Source organism: Paenibacillus doosanensis (assembly GCF_025060755.1).
GTDB lineage: Bacteria > Bacillota > Bacilli > Paenibacillales > NBRC-103111 > Paenibacillus_S > Paenibacillus_S doosanensis.
On sequence record NZ_JANYUY010000025.1, the window covers coordinates 46755 to 61304 of the forward strand.

The 14550-nt window shown below is 53.9% G+C and carries 14 protein-coding genes; 9 read left to right on the forward strand and 5 right to left on the reverse strand.

What is annotated here, in order from left to right; translation table 11 throughout:
* Positions 1-174 precede the first annotated feature (174 nt).
* From desA to N0M98_RS18385, 3 genes are all read right to left on the reverse strand, one after another.
* On the reverse strand, positions 175-1167 hold the full coding sequence (gene desA / locus N0M98_RS18375) for a Delta(5) desaturase DesA (RefSeq protein WP_259618771.1): 993 nt from the start codon (positions 1165-1167) through the stop codon (positions 175-177).
* Positions 1168-1589: 422 nt separating this feature from the next.
* A complete protein-coding gene (locus tag N0M98_RS18380; RefSeq protein ID WP_259618772.1) occupies positions 1590-1868 on the reverse strand; it encodes an HU family DNA-binding protein in 279 nt (92 codons plus the stop codon).
* A 115-nt stretch (positions 1869-1983) separates the two neighbouring features.
* Entirely contained in the window at positions 1984-2187 is a 204-nt protein-coding gene (locus N0M98_RS18385) for a cold-shock protein (RefSeq protein WP_249865500.1), read from the reverse strand.
* Positions 2188-2322: 135 nt separating this feature from the next.
* On the opposite strand from N0M98_RS18385, the gene N0M98_RS18390 reads away from it, so the two are divergent.
* From N0M98_RS18390 to N0M98_RS18420, 7 genes are all read left to right on the forward strand, one after another.
* Positions 2323-3219: a tyrosine-type recombinase/integrase gene (locus tag N0M98_RS18390; RefSeq protein WP_259618773.1), complete on the forward strand. Its 897-nt coding sequence runs from the start codon at positions 2323-2325 to the stop codon at positions 3217-3219.
* A gap of 83 nt (positions 3220-3302) precedes the next feature.
* Entirely contained in the window at positions 3303-4073 is a 771-nt protein-coding gene (locus N0M98_RS18395; protein ID WP_249865498.1) for an IclR family transcriptional regulator, read from the forward strand.
* A gap of 67 nt (positions 4074-4140) precedes the next feature.
* Positions 4141-5076 carry a nucleoside hydrolase gene (locus tag N0M98_RS18400; protein WP_259618774.1) on the forward strand — a complete coding sequence of 312 codons (936 nt, stop codon included), beginning with the start codon at positions 4141-4143 and terminating at the stop codon, positions 5074-5076.
* Positions 5077-5094: 18 nt separating this feature from the next.
* The gene (locus tag N0M98_RS18405) at positions 5095-6021 is read left to right on the forward strand and encodes a carbohydrate ABC transporter permease (protein WP_249865496.1); all 927 of its coding nucleotides are present in this window, start codon (positions 5095-5097) and stop codon (positions 6019-6021) included.
* Positions 6022-6040: 19 nt separating this feature from the next.
* Positions 6041-7315 (forward strand): ABC transporter substrate-binding protein, encoded by a 1275-nt coding sequence (locus tag N0M98_RS18410; RefSeq protein ID WP_259618775.1) that lies wholly within the window; start codon positions 6041-6043, stop codon positions 7313-7315.
* Between the two features lie 133 nt (positions 7316-7448).
* Positions 7449-8267: a carbohydrate ABC transporter permease gene (locus tag N0M98_RS18415; protein ID WP_249865494.1), complete on the forward strand. Its 819-nt coding sequence runs from the start codon at positions 7449-7451 to the stop codon at positions 8265-8267.
* 32 nt (positions 8268-8299) lie between these two features.
* Positions 8300-9637 (forward strand): amidohydrolase family protein, encoded by a 1338-nt coding sequence (locus N0M98_RS18420; protein WP_259618776.1) that lies wholly within the window; start codon positions 8300-8302, stop codon positions 9635-9637.
* Between the two features lie 338 nt (positions 9638-9975).
* On the opposite strand, the gene N0M98_RS18425 is transcribed toward N0M98_RS18420, so the two are convergent.
* Positions 9976-10341 carry a FlxA-like family protein gene (locus tag N0M98_RS18425; RefSeq protein WP_249865492.1) on the reverse strand — a complete coding sequence of 122 codons (366 nt, stop codon included), beginning with the start codon at positions 10339-10341 and terminating at the stop codon, positions 9976-9978.
* A gap of 630 nt (positions 10342-10971) precedes the next feature.
* Here N0M98_RS18425 and N0M98_RS18430 point away from each other — a divergent pair.
* Positions 10972-11478 carry an ADP-heptose synthase gene (locus tag N0M98_RS18430; protein WP_249865491.1) on the forward strand — a complete coding sequence of 169 codons (507 nt, stop codon included), beginning with the start codon at positions 10972-10974 and terminating at the stop codon, positions 11476-11478.
* A 346-nt stretch (positions 11479-11824) separates the two neighbouring features.
* Here the strand turns inward: N0M98_RS18430 and N0M98_RS18435 are convergent, their stop codons facing one another.
* Positions 11825-13192 (reverse strand): MFS transporter, encoded by a 1368-nt coding sequence (locus tag N0M98_RS18435; protein WP_259618777.1) that lies wholly within the window; start codon positions 13190-13192, stop codon positions 11825-11827.
* A 125-nt stretch (positions 13193-13317) separates the two neighbouring features.
* Here N0M98_RS18435 and N0M98_RS18440 point away from each other — a divergent pair, with 125 nt between their 5' ends.
* Positions 13318-14295, forward strand: a complete 978-nt coding sequence (locus N0M98_RS18440; protein WP_259618778.1) for a helix-turn-helix transcriptional regulator — start codon at positions 13318-13320, stop codon at positions 14293-14295.
* The last annotated feature ends 255 nt before the right edge of the window (positions 14296-14550 follow it).

The following is a 14550-nucleotide window of genomic DNA, read 5'->3' on the forward strand; positions in this document are numbered from 1 at the left end:
AAAAGTGGCCGAAGAGTCGATAGAAAAGCTGGAACAGCGCAAGCGGTCGCCTTTGTATACGGGGTTTCTCCGCTCCATCGGTGAAACAAAGAACCTGCAGCTCCGCTACGAGCGGATTGCAGGTTATTTGCTTGCGCAGTTAATGATTTCGGTTCTCCCCGGTCTGCCGATGGTTTACAGCTTTATTGCCCTCAGCCCTACAAAACGTTTGCTTTCTTCGTCCCACAACCGATATCGAAGCGCTTGTAAACTCAATCGAAATCCAATGGCAGGAACGTTCTTCAGAGCGGCACTGCTCTCATGTATGCGTTGCAAGTGATAATTTGGAGCTTGGGGAACCAGATGGTGAATATGATGAAAGCCAATATTCCCGGTCATCCATTGCAAAAGTCTGGGCAGTTTATAATAGGAGCTACCTTGTATTGCCGCGCTGACATAATCCCATTCATCCGCATGCTCGTAATACGTATCCTCAAATTGGTGCTGCACATAAAATAGCCAGATGCCCGCAGCGCCGGACAGGTATAGAATCGACCCTTGCACCAAGAGAACCTCTTTCCAGCCCAGCGTCCAGCAGAGCAGCCCCATCAAACCGGCCAGTATGGCGTTTGTGAAGTACGTGCTTATGCGTTCTTTTCGTTTGGCGCCCTTCCGATTCATTCGATATTCAATCATAAAAAGAAATACGGGGCCAAGTCCGAACATAACCAGCGGATTACGGTATAACCGGTATCCAAGACGTTTCCAAGGGGGTAGCGCCGCATATTCCTTGGTAGTTAACGTCCAGATATCCCCTGTGCCTCTGCGGGATAAATTCCCGCTTGTCGCATGATGAACGGAATGCTCATTTTTCCATTGACCAAATGGGAAGAAGGTAAAGATTCCTGTTATCGTTCCGATAATCTCATTTGCCTTTTTTTCCTTGAAAAACGACTGATGACAGCAATCGTGGAAAATAATAAAGATTCGAATCAGAAATCCGGCAGCCGGTATCGCCAGCGCCAGCGCTATCCAAATCGAAATCCCCAGACTGGCGTAAGCAAGACCCCAGAGCAGAATAAAAGGTACGATGCTATTAATCAATTGCCAGATGCTTTTCCTTAAATCCGCTTTACAATGAGAAGCCACGTCTTTTTTCCAACGAGTGAATTCTTGCAGCGATTTCATCGCAGTCCCCTTTTCTTGAAAAGCGCAGGCAGCAGGGAATTGCCGTAATTCCCCAATAGCCCTTTAATTCTTCGTTTCGAAAAGGCAATGTAAAGGAGGCATCCAAGCAAAAGGCATCCCCCCCAAACGGTAAAAATAAACGAAGTAAATACGCAGGAAATCATGATCAACCAATAATTTTTATCCGTAGTTTTTATAGGCCGGTTGTAAATAATCATTTCCCCGCCGTCCCTTCCTTGCTGACATGATTCTCGAAATGGTTCAATTCGTCCAACTTTCTTTGCGGACTCTGTTTGTTGGAATAAAAACGAATAATGTCGTCAATTGAAGAAAAAACGACATCGGCATTCGTATCTTGTGTAATTATTTTGATAAAAAACCACTTTTCTGATGGTTGCCCCATCTTTTTTAAATTAGCATTTTTAGTCCTGATTTAAAGCTTTTTTCAGATCGACGCCTGCCGTGAATATAGGGACTTTCCCCGCCGGGAGCTCCACTTCTTCGCCTGTTTTGGAGCTTATCCCCCTACGCGCTTCGCGACTGCGGACATCAAATTTACCGAAGCCAACTAATTTGACCTCTTTTCCCTGCTTTAAAGCGGCAAAAATCGAGTCCAGTACATGCGTCACCGCTTTTTCTGCGTTCTTTTTTGAAAAGCCGCTGGATCTCGCAACTTCTTCCACCAGTTGATCCTTGTTCATTTGGGATACCTCGCTTTTATATTATTGGAGTTGCAAAAAAATGGCAGCGCTCGTACTGTAATGGCCGGCAAAAATAAACAAAAAGCTACTCATACTTTGAGCAGCTTTAAAGAAATTAATACACTTTAACGACATTCTCAGCCTGCGGCCCCCGATTACCTTGGGTCACATTAAACTGGACGCGTTGACCTTCATCCAACGATTTATAACCTTCTCCCTCAATTGCGCTGAAATGGACAAATACATCATTCCCGTTTTCGATTTCGATAAAACCGAAACCTTTTTCAGCATTAAACCATTTAACTGTACCTGTTTGCATGAAATTCCTCCAAAGAACGTATTAACACGATCATTAGATATTTCAAAATTTGTCGTTGATGTCCGCTAATGTTTCGGTTAAGATAAGATTACCATGTCCGCTAATGTAAGTCAAGGAGACTTTTGGAGGTTACTAATGAAAGAAGCGATCCGGATTTCGATACAGGGTGGGCAGATGATTAAAAACTTCATCCATGTTCTCTCCGCACATAAAGGCTTGAGTCCCAAAACACTGAAGGAATATGCGAGTGACTTAAGGCATTTTATTGCCTGGTTTGAAACGGCCGATCACTCGGGGGAAGGAATGACTTTTCGAATTGAAGATGTGGCTACCCCAACATTAATACGTTATCGGGAAGCCATGCTTGGAACCATGCAATTAAAGCCGGCCACGATTAATCGCCGGCTTGTTGCGCTGAAACGATTTTTCGAATGGGCCGTTTCGGAAGCCAAACTTAACCGCGACCCGTCCAAGCCGGTCAAACTGGTGCCGGAAGAAAAGGCGAGCCCGAGACAGATGACCGACCAAGAAGAAGCGGCATTGATTGCTGCAACCGAGCGATACGGCTCCCTCCGGGATCGGACCATAGTATCCGTGATGCTTAACACCGGCTTGCGGCCTATGGAAGTTTGTGATTTAACCCCTGGGGATATTCAAATCAGTGAACGCGGCAGTTATCTTACCGTTCGATCGGGGAAACGGATTAAACTACGCGAAGTTCCTTTGAATGCTGCGTGCAGAGCTGCTTTGGACAATTATTTGGCAACGCTCTCCTCTGACGCTTCGTATCTTTTTCCATCGGAGAAAACAGGCACGCGACTAACGGAGCGAGCGTTGCGCCATTTGATTCAAAAGTATATGAAAGCCGCAGGGATTGAAGGGCTGCGCGCCCACGATTTGCGCCACCGATTCGGCTATGTCATGGCAGCAAATACCGCATTGCATCGCTTGTCGCAAATCATGGGACATGACAACCTGAATTCAACCAAGATTTATGTTAAGGAAGCCTTAAATTTTTCTTCCAAAAAATGATTGCGTTCGACATAAAATGATATATAATAAATCTTGAGAAAAATAGAACGCCGTTCTTATTTGCGGTACGAAAGGTCGTAGCCATGGCAAACCATGTCAAAAAAACCGCTATTCTAGAAACCGGAGATCGGATATTAAGAATGCTTGAATGCTTTACCGCCGAAAAGCCGGAATGGGGAGTTACCGAGCTTGGGGAGCACTTGGGCTTATATAAAAGCGTCGTGCATCGAATGCTGGTTACGCTGGAGCATCGCGGATTCGTCATTCAGAACCCGGTGACCCAGAAATACACGCTCGGCATCAAGCTCTTTGAGCTGGGAACGATCGTGGCCAACCGGATGAGCTTGCGTACGGTGGCGAAGCCGATTATGGAGAAGCTGTGCGAGAGCACGGGAGAAACCGTCATGCTGATGATTATCGACGGGCTCGAAGGCATCTGTATCGAGAAGGTCGAAAGCTCGCAGAGCGTGCGATATACATCTCCGCTGGGCAAAAGGGTGTCCCTGCATGCAGGAGCCACGACCAAAATATTGATGGCGAATTTGCCGCCGGACAAGATTAACCAGATCATTTCCGGGGGCTTGCAAAAATATACCGAGTATACGATCGTCGATCCGTCCGAGCTGCTCGATCATCTGCAGACGATAAGAGAGCAGGGATACTGCATCTCATCCAACGATTTTTCCCTGGGCGGTATGGGCATTGCCGTGCCGATCCGCGATCATACGGGAGAGGTTATCGCCGGGCTGTCCATTTCGGGTCTGGAATTTAGGATGAGTAAAATAACGGATGAATTGCTGCAGCAATGCCAAAATGCGGCGAAGCTGATTTCTCAGAGACTCGGAGCGTTGTAAATTTTTTTTGAGAGTTAACAAGAACAACGTCCTTGAAAAGAGAACAATTAAAGGAGGAATTTATTACATGCGTAAATTGATTTTGGACGTAGATACGGGCATCGACGATGCGTTAGCCATCGCCTACGCCGCAGCCTCGCCCGAGATCGAATTTCTCGGCGTCACGACGACCTACGGCATGGCTCCCGTAGACTGCTCGGTGCGCAACACGCTGCTCGTTCTGGAGCATTTGAAGTGCGACGTTCCGGTGTTCCGGGGCGCCGAAGCGCCGCTAGTCCGAACCCGCCAGTACAGCGGAACGTTCCACGGAACCGACGGGCTCGGCAATACGGCGGTCCGCGAGCCTGAACGGGCGGCGGCGGATATGCATGCCGTCGATTTCATTATCGCGCAGGCGCGCGAGCACGGCCGCGAGCTGACGCTCGTGACGACGGCGCCTTTGACGAATTTGGCGCTGGCCGTCCGGAAGGCGCCGGATATTGTCGGCCGCATCGGCCGCGTCGTGACGATGGGCGGAGCGGTGGCGACGCCGGGGAACGCGAGCAAATTCGCGGAAGCGAATATTATCATCGATCCGCATGCGGCGGACCTCGTGTTTGCCTCCGAGCTGCCGATTACGCTGGTCGGTCTCGATGTGACGAGGAAAATGCTGCTGCGGCAGGAAGAGGTGGAACGCTGGCGGGAGATGAACACGCCGTGCAGTTTGCTTTTTGCCGAATTTACCGAATTTTACATGCAAGCCTACCGCAAATATCATCCGTACTTAAAGGGCTGCGCGCTGCACGATCCGCTGGCCGTCGGCGTTGCGGTGCATCCCGAGCTGGTTCATACGATCCCGATGCACATCAAGGTCGATCTGGAGGAAGATGCGCTTGGCCGCACGACCGAGGATTTGCATAGAGAATCCCCGGACAAGCCCAACACGAGGGTATGTATGACCGTCGACGCCGAACGTTTCGTCTCCCGTTTTCTCAGCCGGGTCGATCAAGCTTTTAGCAGATAATGAAGGAGGATTACACCCATGAGCAAGCCCAGTAAGGCCGCCCCTAGCCCGGGATGGTTAACCCGCTTTGACCGGATGTCGGATTCGGCTGCGGCCGGCGTTTATTTGACGCCGACTTATATTTTGCTCGCGCTGACGATCTTGTTCCCTATGGCTTACGCCTTGTTCCTCTCGTTTACGAAGATGGAGTTCGTCTCCGGGCATGCGCATTTTACCTTCGTAGGGGCGGATAACTACATCAAGCTCGTTCAGGACGCCAGAATACCTAACGTGCTGCTGCAAACCTTCTTATTTACGGTCGTCAAGGTGGCCGGCACGCTCTTTATCGCTTTCGGCATCGCGCTGACGATTTTCCACGGCATTTGGGGAGGCGAGTTTTTCAAACGCATTTTTCTGATTCCCTGGGCCTTATCCAACGTCGTGAACGGGCTGATGTGGAAATGGATGTACAACGGCAACAACGGGATTATTAATGAGCTGATGCAGAAGCTGGGCCTCATCGACGAATACAAATCTTGGCTCGCCGAAGGCTCGACGGCGCTCGGCGCCGTCATTATCGCCGATATATGGAAGAGCGTTCCGTTCGCGGCCCTTATTTTGCTGGCGGGACTGCAGACGATCTCCAAGGAACTCTACGATGCCGGGCAAGTGGACGGCGCCGGAACGATTCAGCGCTTTTTCCATATTACACTGCCTTCGCTGCGGCCGGTGCTGATGGTTCTGTTCGTGATGGAAACGATGTGGGCGCTGCGCGCGTTCGACATTATCTGGGTGCTGACGCAAGGCGGCCCGCTGGATAAAACGATGGTCATTAACGTCTACGCCTACGAGCAAGCGTTCCGCAACTTCGATATGGGCTACGGCTCGGCGCTGGCGTTCTTCATTACGCTTTGTACACTGCTTTTTACCGCAGTTTACTTAAAAACAATAGGCAAAAACGATTAAAAAACAGGGGGAACCAATCATGGAGAACAAGCATTTTAAATGGTTGAAGCTGGGAGTCGTAGGCGCATTGTCCGCCTCGATGCTGGCCGGATGCGGGGCATCGGCCGATCAAGCCGGGACTGCCGGCAAAGCAGGTCAAGAGAACAAGGAAATTACCGTCCTCTATTTGGACGAGCCGTTCTGGAAGCAGCAAAATGAGGAATTTACGAAAGCGACCGGCATTAAGGTCAAGTATGAAACGGTTCCGTTCATGCAGCTTCACGACAAAGTATTCGTTTCGTTCACGGCCGGCAACAGCGAATACGACGTCATCCACGTCCGCGACGACTGGGCGACCGAGTTCGCTTCCAAGGGCTTCCTGGAGCCGCTCGACTCTTATGTGACCGACGATATGAAAAAACGGCTCAATCCGCAGACGATGGAAGCGATGTCCTACAAGGGCAAGCAGTACGCGATTCCGCGCTACGTATGGCTGTGGCAGTTCTACTATAACAAGACGCTGATGCAGAACCCGCCGAAAACATGGGACGAGCTGATCACCGTCGCCAAGCAAATCAAGTCGGATAAAGTATCTCCTTACGCCGAATCCTGGGGCGGCATATTGTCCTACTCCAGCTTCATCGTTCATCTGCGCGCAAACGGCGGCGAGTTCTGGGATTATCAAAACGACCGCCCGAGCTTCAACAGCCCGGAAGGCTTGGCGGCGCTGCAGACGATGGTCGATATGAACCTGAAGCATAACATTATGAGCCCGCAGTCCAAGGAGTTTACAAGCTCCGGCGCGATGGCCGAAGTGCTGACTCAGGGCACAATTGCGATGAACATGAATACGCCGCAGACGCTCGCAATGTCCAACGATAAAGAAAAATCGAAGGTTGTCGGCGAAATGGGCGTGGCGCTGATCCCGGGCGGCAAATTGAAAACCGCTTCTTACGGCGAAACCGGCGGCCTTGCGATTCCGGCTTCCTCGAAGAAAAAAGAATGGGCGATGGAATATATCAAATTTGTAACGAGCGCCGATCAGCAAAAGAAAATGTCGCTGGCGAACGGCAAAATTCCGAGCGACGACGCCGTGGTGAAGGATGCGGAGCTGCAGGAGAAGTACCCGAACTATGCGCTGCTGCCGGAGCAAATGCAGTATCCGTTCGGTCTGTTCCGTCATGAGCAGGCGACGAAAATTACCGACGAGCTGTCCCGCAACCTATTGGCCGCTCTCCTCGGCAAAACAACGCCGGAGCAAGCGCTGAACGATGCGGAGCAAAAAATATTGGCGATGATCGGCAAAAGCAAGTAACCTCTTGTGAGGCTTTAACCTGCGTCAGACCGGCTTAGGCGGAGGAACGGAATTTCCGGGTAGGAGGTCCTGGGGATTCCGTCCTTCCTTGAAGCTCCGGCAATTATTCTCAAACGAGAGGATGTTTTCGAGTGTGAAGTACGCGAAAAAAGCGGTTCAGGTGATGATCTCGATCTTATTGATGATCTTTATCTTGTTTCCCGTCCTATGGCTGCTCTTATCCAGTTTCAAGCTTCCGCTAGATTTGTTCAGCAATCCTCCGAAAGTATGGCCGAGCGAATGGACGATCAAATACTATATTCAGCTGCTGAAGGAGAAATCGTTCACATCCGCCATGCTGAACAGCTTCATCGTGTCGGGCTTTACGACCGCGATTTCCTTGACGATCGGCTCGTTGGGCGCCTACGCGTTCGCACGCTTTCAATTTCCGCGCAAAAACGCGTTCTTTCTGACGGTGCTGGCCTCGCAGATGCTGCCGCACATGGCGCTGCTCATACCGCTGTTTATGATCATGCGGATGACGGGGCTGCTGTATACGCACCAGGGCTTGATTCTGACTTACATCAGCTTTTCGCTGCCTTATGTGGTGTGGATGTTCCGTGCTTTCATCGTCTCCATTCCTTACGAGATTGAAGAAGCGGCGAAGCTGGACGGCTGCACCCGCTTGCAGATCATTCGCAAAATCGTGCTGCCTTTGTCTATGGGAGGGCTTGTCACGACGGGGATTTTTGTATTTATGGGCGCGTGGAACGAATTTTTGTTCGCCAGCGCCATGACCAATATGAATGTGAAAACATTGTCTGTCCGAATGGCGGAATTTATCGGGGAAGACCGGGTCGCCTACGAAATCATGTTTCCCGCCGGAATCGTCGGCAGTCTGCCGGTGCTGCTACTGGTGTTGTTCTTCCAGAAGTTTATCGTCAGAGGTCTGACTGAGGGCGGAGTCAAATGATACGGAAGCAGGCATAGAAAAAAGGTGATAACATGAAATGCGATTTGTTGATCAAAGACTGCAGCGTGATGACGCCAGAGTTTACTATCGAAGATAACCGCGCTATAGCTATTGACGGCTCGCGCATTGTGGAGATCGGACCGAGCGCAGAACTGGCGGCCAAATATGAGCCGGCAGAGACGTTATCGGGCAAAGGCAAGCTGTGCATGCCCGGGCTGGTCGACGCCCATACGCATACTTGCCAGCAGCTGCTTAAAGGGCGGACGATGGACGAGCTGCCGATGATCTGGTCGCGCATTCTCGTTCCGTTCGAAGGCAATATGAATGAAGAGGACGTGCGGGTCAGCGCCGAGATGAGCTGCCTGGAGATGATCAAGTCGGGAACGACCGCCTTCGCCGATGCCGGCGGCGTCCATATGCATCAGGTCGCCGAAGCGGCGGTGCAATCGGGAATGCGGGCGGCGATCACTCGTTCTTGCATCGATATCGGCGATTTTTTGCCGGATACGATGAAGCAGCCGATGGAGCAGATCATCGACAACAACGAGTGGCTGTACCGTACGTATAACGGGGCCGGCGACGACCGGGTCCATATCTGGTTCGGCATTCGCCAGGTCATGTCCTGTTCGCCGGAGCTGATTCAAGCGGCGGCGGAGATGGCGCGCCGGTACAATACCGGGCTGCATATGCATCTGGCCGAGCATCGCGACGAAGTCCGCTACTGCCTGGAGCGCTACCGGAAGCGTCCGGTCGAGTATCTCGAATCGCTCGGCGCGCTCGGACCGAATTTGCTGACGGCGCATAACGTCGTCTATTCGGAGCATGAGCTGGAAATATTGAAGGAACGCGGCGTCAAAATCGTGCACTGCCCGCGCGCCAACTTCAACTCCCACGGCTTCCCGAAAACGCCGCGCATGATCGAGATGGGTATGTCGATCGGTATGGGCAGCGACGGGGCGTCGGGCTCGAATTTAAGCTTGTTCGATGAAATGCGAGTATTCCGCTCGGGCATACATGCTTATTGGGGATTGCCGGTGTTCGATCCGCTCGTGATGCCGGCCGACGAGCTGCTGAAGATGATTACGATCGGCGGAGCCAGCGCCATGCAGCTTGCCCATGAAATCGGAACGGTCGAAACCGGCAAGAAAGCCGATCTGATTTTGATCGACATCGATCAGCCGCATATAACGCCGACGCGCATCCTGATCAATACGATCGTGGAGTCGGTCACGAGCCGCGATGTGGAGGATGTCGTCATCGACGGCAAGATCGTCATGAAAAACCGTCAAGTATTGACGCTCGACGAAGAGCGGATTATGCATGAAAGCCAAAAAACGATGGAGTCTATAGCCCGCAAAGCGGGGATTTAAGAGAGCTGCGGCCTCCTCAAAATAAGAGAATCGCCCCTGATGTCCGGATAAAGACCGGATACGGGGGCGATTTTTGTTTTTGTTTAGGAAATGATGCGCAGCCATATCCTGTGGAAATCCGGGGTCTCCCCCGAAAGGAATGTCTACCCATAGAACGATCCCGGCGGATTGGTTAGACGCCGATCCAGCCTAGGCTGGATGCGGACGGAATAAGCTTCAGAGCATTCACGTCACTTTTGGGGGATTGGTTCACATGCCGGGACGTTAGAACCAGTTTTCCGGTTTAGGCCGCTCCCGGTAACCTGGGGCTTTTACCAGGAGTCCGATTCGTCATGGCGCTAAATGCGAATATCGATCGTGGAGCTGCCGGACGCCCGGTTTTGACCGAGAGCTTGGCCCTGCGGCGAGCCTGCTCCTTGCGGCGGAGTGCCTCCTGCAGGGGGCTGCTGGGGCGCGCCTTGGGCGGCCGCGCTTGTTTGGCTTTGGCCCTGGCTCTGCGCGATTTGCTGCTCGATTCGCTGAATTTGCTGCTGGAGCTGGCGGATTTGCTTCTCATTGTCCTTGGAGCTGCCGCTTTTGGTAAGTTGATCCAGCTGCGACTGCAGCTTCTCCTTCTGCTTCTCGAGGGAAGAGGTGTCGCTGGAGCCGCTTGCCGAGTACGAGGAAGACGACAGGGAGGATAGGGAAGCCGATGAGATGTTCATGTGAGTTCACTCCTTCTTATGATAGGGACGGTGCTTGGAGACCGGACCTGCACTTATAGATCGGCAGCCAAGCTGAACGGAAGCTGAGGATACGCTGAAGGAATGCTTAATCTTTACAGCAAGGCTGCTCTGCCATAGAAATATTCGGTTCATATAGTAACAGCCGATGAATATATTGGGATTGCCTGTCCTGCGCGCGGGCGTTCAGGAGCTGGAGGCCAAAGGGGCTTGGATTTTGCACGTAATAAGCTTCAGAGCATCACGTCACTACCCTGGAAATTACTCTTGGTACCCCATTTCCATTGTCTGTGGTGCCGCGTCGGCGGCATGGATGGCTTTTGGGGGATTTGTTCCTGTTTTGCGCGCTCCAACGTGCCGCACGATACAACGTAATGAGGGAAAGAAGCCGCGATTTACGAAAAGCGCCCGCAGAGAGCGGCGCATCCCGGGTGTATGTGGGCGGCAATCATGCTATAATTAGTATTTAAGTATTAACTACGATGATATAGAGGCGTGGTGAAAAATGGCCGGAGAGCGGGTAGAAAGTGGGAACAGCGAGTGAAACTTCTACCGACCGCAGGACAAGGGCTCAATCACCACCCTTATAAGAGAAGAGAGGGAGCGGAGCGGATGCGCAAACAATTTGTCATTGAAGCTGTTATGCTGGCGGTTTACGGAGAGATGCTCGTTCCTAGCCAGCCGGTGGAATATATTATTCCTTATACTACGATACGGGAGTTGTATGAACTGAAGGATACGCCCGAGCCGATCATGCCGGACGCCAAGGATGAGACCCACGTCAGAACCAAAATCAAAGAGCTTATAGAACTTCTGGAGGAGCCGCTGAACCGCAAAAAAATCGAGAAAGCGCTGACGGTGCCTTGGACGCAAAGCCCGCCCATGCCGCTTAGCGATCATGTGACGCTGACGATGGTCAATTCCTTCGACAACGAGGAGTATGGTGAAGCGTTCGATCCTATCGAGACGGAGCTTATCTTGACCGCGATGCGCGCGCAGGCGCCGATTATGACGGACCAGTTGGAGCTTATCGAAAAAATTATCGAAGCGGAAATTCCGGTTCAAGTGTTCGATCTCGACGACTTCGAATTTGCCGTGGAGGAAGAAGGCATGGTATAGCCGGGCGCCGGCAAAGGGAAGCGCAAGAGCTCGAGGTAGATCCAAGAGGGAGTACGGTCGGAATCCTATATCCGATTCCCTCCCCATACCCAAATGTACGGGTTTCGGCCGGGACATATCCGCAGGCTAGGTTGATCTCAATGGATTATGTAACATTCCGTTGATTGCGGACAACGAAATCGAAATTGACGGCGCCGCGGCCGCAAAACGAAAGGCATGGCGTAAGCGAATGCAGCGTTCGGCGCACAAGAGCTTGAAGAAATAACCGTCCGGAATGATGGATTCGGACGGCTATTTGACGTTGGCGCGGCACCCGGCGTAGAGGCGTTTGGAGATGCAAATCCGGTTAAGTTCCGGATTTGAGGGGAACGTTCCCTGCCCCGGGCATCGTCTCGGCAGGAGGTTCGGCTGCGGCGTCTGCCCGGTCTGCGCCTTCGGTTGGGGCCGCCGCTGCGGGTTCGGACCGACGCGGCGGAGAGCGGAGGTCATGGCTGCGGATATACCAGCATGTCGTTGCGAGCTGGACGGCGGCCGCGATATAGAAGGGCAGCGCCCAATGGCCGCGGTCGATCATATGCCCGAAGGCCCCCGGCCACAGAAGGATGCCGAAGCGCAGCAGCAGGCTCTTGGCTCTGTAGAGCCACAGCTGCGCGCTTGTCTGCCCTCGCTCCGTCCGGGTCTGCACAGCCGCATCCGTCCGGCTGGCGCGCGTGCCCAAATTGCATGCCGTGCAGCCGGCTACGAGCAGCGCCGCCAGTCCGAACGACGGCGACCAAGGGAGCAGCAGCGCGAAGACGATGCCGCCGAGCTGCATGCAGACGACGGTCCGGTGCGTCCCGACGCGTTCGGCGAGGCGGATATTCAGCAGCGCGGATGCCGCCGCGCCGCCGTACGAAGCGGCCAATACGAGACTGATCATCTCCGGAGAAGCGCCGAATTTGGCGGACAGCCAGTAGGAGGTCAGCGTCGTCGCCATAACGGCCGCCATGCCGTTGAGCAGATGAACGAAGCCGGATAACGGCTTCGCCGGCGCCGCTCCGGTGCCGTCTGCACCCGGCGCGCCCATACGCTTCGGCGTTCGGGCGCCGGCCGGAGCGGCAGCTTTGCGCTCGCCTCCGGCAATGGCGGCGATGACGAGCGTGCAGCCCGCCGCGAGCGCAAACGCCGCGGCGAACAGGGGGCGGAACTGCATTGCGCCCGGCAGCGCATGCTGCCAGAGCGGTGTGAGAGCGGCGAGCATTGCGCCCGCTCCCATGCCGATATAACCGGCGAAGGCATGCACGCCGAGAGCGCGGGAATAGGCTTTGCCCGAGCAGGCGATCAGCCATTTGCGCTCGACCGCCGCGGAGGGACCGCCCGATCCGGCGTGACCGCGTCCGAAGCCGGACGCCACGGCGGCGCAGCACAACGCGGCCGGGTTCGCCGTCCAGGTGATGGCAAGCAGCGAGACGGCAAGGACCGTCTCCCATAGAAGCATATACCGCTTGGGTCCGAGAAACGCGTTCAACTCTCCGGCGAAGGCGGCCATCACCGCTCTGAACAAGCCCGCTGCCACCAGAAGCTCCCCGACGGCGCCGCCGCTCCAGCCGAGCTCTTTCAAATATAAGGTCAAGGCTACCACGCCGATGCCTTGGCACATGCTGCGCAAAATAGCGGCAGTCTGCAGGAGCCGCGCGGTGCGATGAGTGCCGAGCCACGTTTGGATTCTTTTCAATTACTTCACCTTCTTCTTCTTTCCGGTAATCCGCAAGGATACAGTCATTGTAGCAGGCGATCGTTGACATCTACTGTCAGTGATATACAATTAGGATGAAATTGGAGACGGGCATAGGAGGCATTATGCGGGCAGATCGGCTTATTTCGCTTATTATGCATTTGCAGCTGGAAGGCAGGATGACGGCTAAGGAGCTGGCGCGGCGGCTCGAAGTGTCGGAGCGCACCATATACCGCGATATCGAGGCGCTCAGCGCAGCCGGAGTTCCGGTCTATACGGACTCCGGCGCCGGAGGGGGCATTTCGCTGCCCAAGGAGTACCGGACACGGCTCGACGGCTTGACCACGCCGGAAATTCATGCGCTATTCGTCCATTTGGCGGGGGAGCCGCTTCGGCAGCTGGGGATCGGCCCTGCGCTGCAGACCGCTCTGCTGAAGCTGCTTAATGCGCTGCCGAGCGAAAGCCGTCTGGATGCGGAGTGGATTCAAAACCGGATCTTTCTCGATACGGAATCATGGCGCTCCCACCCGGAGGACGAGGCTTTCCTTACGGCCGCCCAGCAGGCGGTATGGGAAGAGAAGCGGGTCCGGATGCTTTACGTCAACCGGTCCGGCGAAGCCGTCGCAGCGATGATCGACCCGTACGGGCTTGTCGCCAAGGCAGGCGTCTGGTTTATCGTTGCGGGCCTGAACGGGCGCATTACCGCGCTGCGGCTCTCCGGAATCCGCTCTTTCGAACGGACGGAGGAGGGATTCGTTCGCCCGGACGGCTTTAAGCTGTCCGTATTTTGGCCGCAGTGGGTTGCGGATTGGGAAGCCGGACAATTCCGTTATTCCGTCGTCGCCGACTTCCCGGAAGACCGGGCGCGTCGGCTTCTGGCCAAAGTAAGGGATGTCAGGGCGGTGCCGCAGGACAGCGTCTCCGCCGCCGCGCAGCTCCCCGTTCGCCCGGGCTGGCAGCGATGGGTACTGGCCTTCGAGAACGTGGAGACGGCCGCCGACCGGATGCTCGCCTTAGGCGTGGATGCGGAGGTTATCGAACCGTCCGAGCTGCGAGAAAAACTTCGGAGCTGCGCCGGGAGGATCATGCGCTTGTACTCCTAACGGAGCCGCCCGGCTGCCGATCGGCAAGACGCTTTCCTTTAAGAAAAGATCCTCGATTCGGATCGTTTGGAGAAGGTGGGCGGCCGCTTGCGCACTTGGCCGCATTTGCAAGAGGAGGACGTTTCATGTACAATGACGTTATGAATGAACATTCATTCCGCACATCCTTTTTTAACCTGCGGGCCGTAGGCCACTGTCCATTGACCGCAGACCAAGTATAAATTTACCATACTTTAACAAGGAGGGAGAAATATC

What these genes read in the sequence shown, in the direction of transcription:
- desA (WP_259618771.1), bottom strand. Translation starts at nt 1,167, where the DNA reads ATGAAATCGCTGCAAGAATTCACTCGTTGGAAAAAAGACGTGGCTTCT.
- N0M98_RS18380 (WP_259618772.1), bottom strand. Translation starts at nt 1,868, where the DNA reads ATGAACAAGGATCAACTGGTGGAAGAAGTTGCGAGATCCAGCGGCTTT.
- N0M98_RS18385 (WP_249865500.1), bottom strand. Translation starts at nt 2,187, where the DNA reads ATGCAAACAGGTACAGTTAAATGGTTTAATGCTGAAAAAGGTTTCGGT.
- N0M98_RS18390 (WP_259618773.1), top strand. Translation starts at nt 2,323, where the DNA reads ATGAAAGAAGCGATCCGGATTTCGATACAGGGTGGGCAGATGATTAAA.
- N0M98_RS18395 (WP_249865498.1), top strand. Translation starts at nt 3,303, where the DNA reads ATGGCAAACCATGTCAAAAAAACCGCTATTCTAGAAACCGGAGATCGG.
- N0M98_RS18400 (WP_259618774.1), top strand. Translation starts at nt 4,141, where the DNA reads ATGCGTAAATTGATTTTGGACGTAGATACGGGCATCGACGATGCGTTA.
- N0M98_RS18405 (WP_249865496.1), top strand. Translation starts at nt 5,095, where the DNA reads ATGAGCAAGCCCAGTAAGGCCGCCCCTAGCCCGGGATGGTTAACCCGC.
- N0M98_RS18410 (WP_259618775.1), top strand. Translation starts at nt 6,041, where the DNA reads ATGGAGAACAAGCATTTTAAATGGTTGAAGCTGGGAGTCGTAGGCGCA.
- N0M98_RS18420 (WP_259618776.1), top strand. Translation starts at nt 8,300, where the DNA reads ATGAAATGCGATTTGTTGATCAAAGACTGCAGCGTGATGACGCCAGAG.
- N0M98_RS18425 (WP_249865492.1), bottom strand. Translation starts at nt 10,341, where the DNA reads ATGAACATCTCATCGGCTTCCCTATCCTCCCTGTCGTCTTCCTCGTAC.
- N0M98_RS18430 (WP_249865491.1), top strand. Translation starts at nt 10,972, where the DNA reads ATGCGCAAACAATTTGTCATTGAAGCTGTTATGCTGGCGGTTTACGGA.
- N0M98_RS18440 (WP_259618778.1), top strand. Translation starts at nt 13,318, where the DNA reads ATGCGGGCAGATCGGCTTATTTCGCTTATTATGCATTTGCAGCTGGAA.